We start from the raw sequence: 2,101 nt of genomic DNA, 5'->3' as shown, positions 1-2,101 counted from the left end.
GTCCGAGGCGAAGTTCGGCGTGCCGTGGCGCATCGGCACCAGCGCAGCCGGTGGCTGGGTTGCCGACAGCAGATGCCCGTCGGCGGAAAACCGATAGATGTTCGGGCCGTATTCGTCGGAGATGAACATCGAACCATCGGGCAGTCGCACGATCGCCTCGTTGTCGAGCGCCAGCTTGCCATTGTCGGCTTGCGGCAGGATCGGCATGTCGCCGCTTGCCGCGCGCACGCCGTTGAGCGGATCCAGGCCTGTGGCATCAGCCCCCTTGTCGTCGGTGAGAAGCATGGTGTCGGCGAGCGTTGCCTTGACGCCGGTCTGCTGCTGGCCGGCAGCAGGTGCCGCACCTGGTGCCACCGGGGTAAACTCGATGGCGACGGTGTTGAGGCGCGGCCGGTAGTCGGTGGTACCGACGACATTGTAGCCGCGATCCGGCAGCAGCCAGAGCGAACCTTTGTAGCCGGCGGCCTCATGCGTCCAGCCTGATGTGTCGATCGACATGCCCGAGCCCGAACCAAACGTCTCGCCGAACTTGTCGCGCTGAGCGGCCGGGATGCGGCCGACGCCGACCAGCCCTTTGTTGACAAAGCTCGTGCCGCCGACGGTCGCGGTGCTGTCGGCGAGCGCCGGCGTCAAGGCGGTGAACAAGGCCAGCGCGACGCCGAGCGACGCGGTTCGATACAGGTGTTTCATGGATAATCCTCTTTGTGACGGATGTGCCGGAGCGGCCGCGGGACGAAAAACTGAAAGAGGTGCGACATCGATGATGCCGCGCAAGCCTCCCCGAAACGCGGTCTACGGCGCGAACATGATGCTTGCGTGACAGCGCGCAGTGCATGCCGGCGGTCGACGAAAAACGATGCGCGCGCGGCACTGGACACTTATGTCCAGTGCATATATGATCCAGCCTTCGGACTAACCGTGGAGGGGAAGCCTTGAAGTCGCACTACCGCGCAGTCGTCATCGGGGGTGGCGTGGTCGGGGCCTCGGTGCTCTACCACCTGACGCGATTTGGCTGGAGCGATGTGGCGCTGATCGAGCGCGCCGAACTGACAGCCGGTTCGACCTGGCACGCGGCGGCAGGCTTCCATGCGCTCAACGCCGACCCCAACGTGGCGGCGCTGCAGGACTACACCATCAATCTCTACCGCGAGATCGCGGCCGAATCCGGCTGGGATATCGGCCTGCACATGACGGGCGGCGTCAACATCGCCAGCGATCCCGCGCGCTGGGAGTGGCTGAAATCGGCCTGGGCGGTGTTTCAGTCGGTCGGCATCGAGACCGCGCGCCTTGTCACGCCCGACGAGATCAAGGCGATCTGCCCGATCGTCGACGTCACCGGCGTGCTAGGCGGCCTGCATGATTCCAACGAGGGGCACCTCGACCCGTACGGCACGACGCACGCCTATGCCGGCGCTGCAAAAAAGCGCGGCGCCGACATCATCCTGCGCAACCGGGTGGTCGAGTTGAAGCCGCGCGCCGACGGTCGCTGGGATGTCGTCACGGAGCAGGGCACCATTATCGCCGAGCATGTCGTCAATGCCGGCGGGCTGTGGGCAAAGCAGCTCGGCCGCATGGCCGGCATCGACCTGCCGGTGACGCCGATGGAGCACCATTATTTCATCACTGAGGACATTCCCGAGATCGCGGCGCTGGACAGGGAAATCGGCATCGCCGTCGATCTCGACGGCTTTTCGTATCTCAGGCAGGAGCGCAAGGGCGTGCTGCTCGGCGTTTACGAGCAGAACCCGAAGCACTGGAACATGGATGGCGCGCCGTGGGACTACGGCATCGAGCTGATCCCGGAAGACATCGACCGCATCAGCACCGAACTCGCCAAGGCGCATGAGCGCTTTCCTTGCCTGGCGACGGCCGGCATCCGCAAATGGGTCAACGGCGCCTTCACCTTCACGCCGGACGGCAATCCGATTGTCGGGCCGGTGCGCGGGCTGAGGAACTACTGGGTTGCCTGCGGCGTCATGGCCGGCTTCAGCCAGGGCGGCGGCGTCGGCAAGTCGCTGGCCGAGTGGATGATTTTCGGCGAACCGCAGGCCGACATCTTCGGCATGGACATCGCTCGCTACGGCGCCTTCGCCGCCAACCG

General features: G+C 65.3%; 2 protein-coding genes. One reads left to right on the top strand and one right to left on the bottom strand.

The window, feature by feature from the left end:
* Nucleotides 1–690 (bottom strand): esterase-like activity of phytase family protein (locus tag EN893_RS30680; RefSeq protein WP_206640202.1); only part of this gene is annotated, 690 nt, incomplete at its 3' end.
* Between the two features lie 242 nt (nucleotides 691–932).
* On the opposite strand from EN893_RS30680, the gene EN893_RS30675 reads away from it, so the two are divergent.
* On the top strand, nucleotides 933–2,101 hold a 1,169-nt coding region (locus tag EN893_RS30675), incomplete at its 3' end, for an FAD-binding oxidoreductase (protein WP_164901261.1).

It is taken from the genome of Mesorhizobium sp. M7A.F.Ca.CA.004.04.2.1 (assembly GCF_004022825.1).
GTDB lineage: Bacteria > Pseudomonadota > Alphaproteobacteria > Rhizobiales > Rhizobiaceae > Mesorhizobium.
The sequence above is the reverse complement of the archived record's forward strand: the minus strand, read 5'-3'. Positions and strand labels throughout refer to the sequence as shown.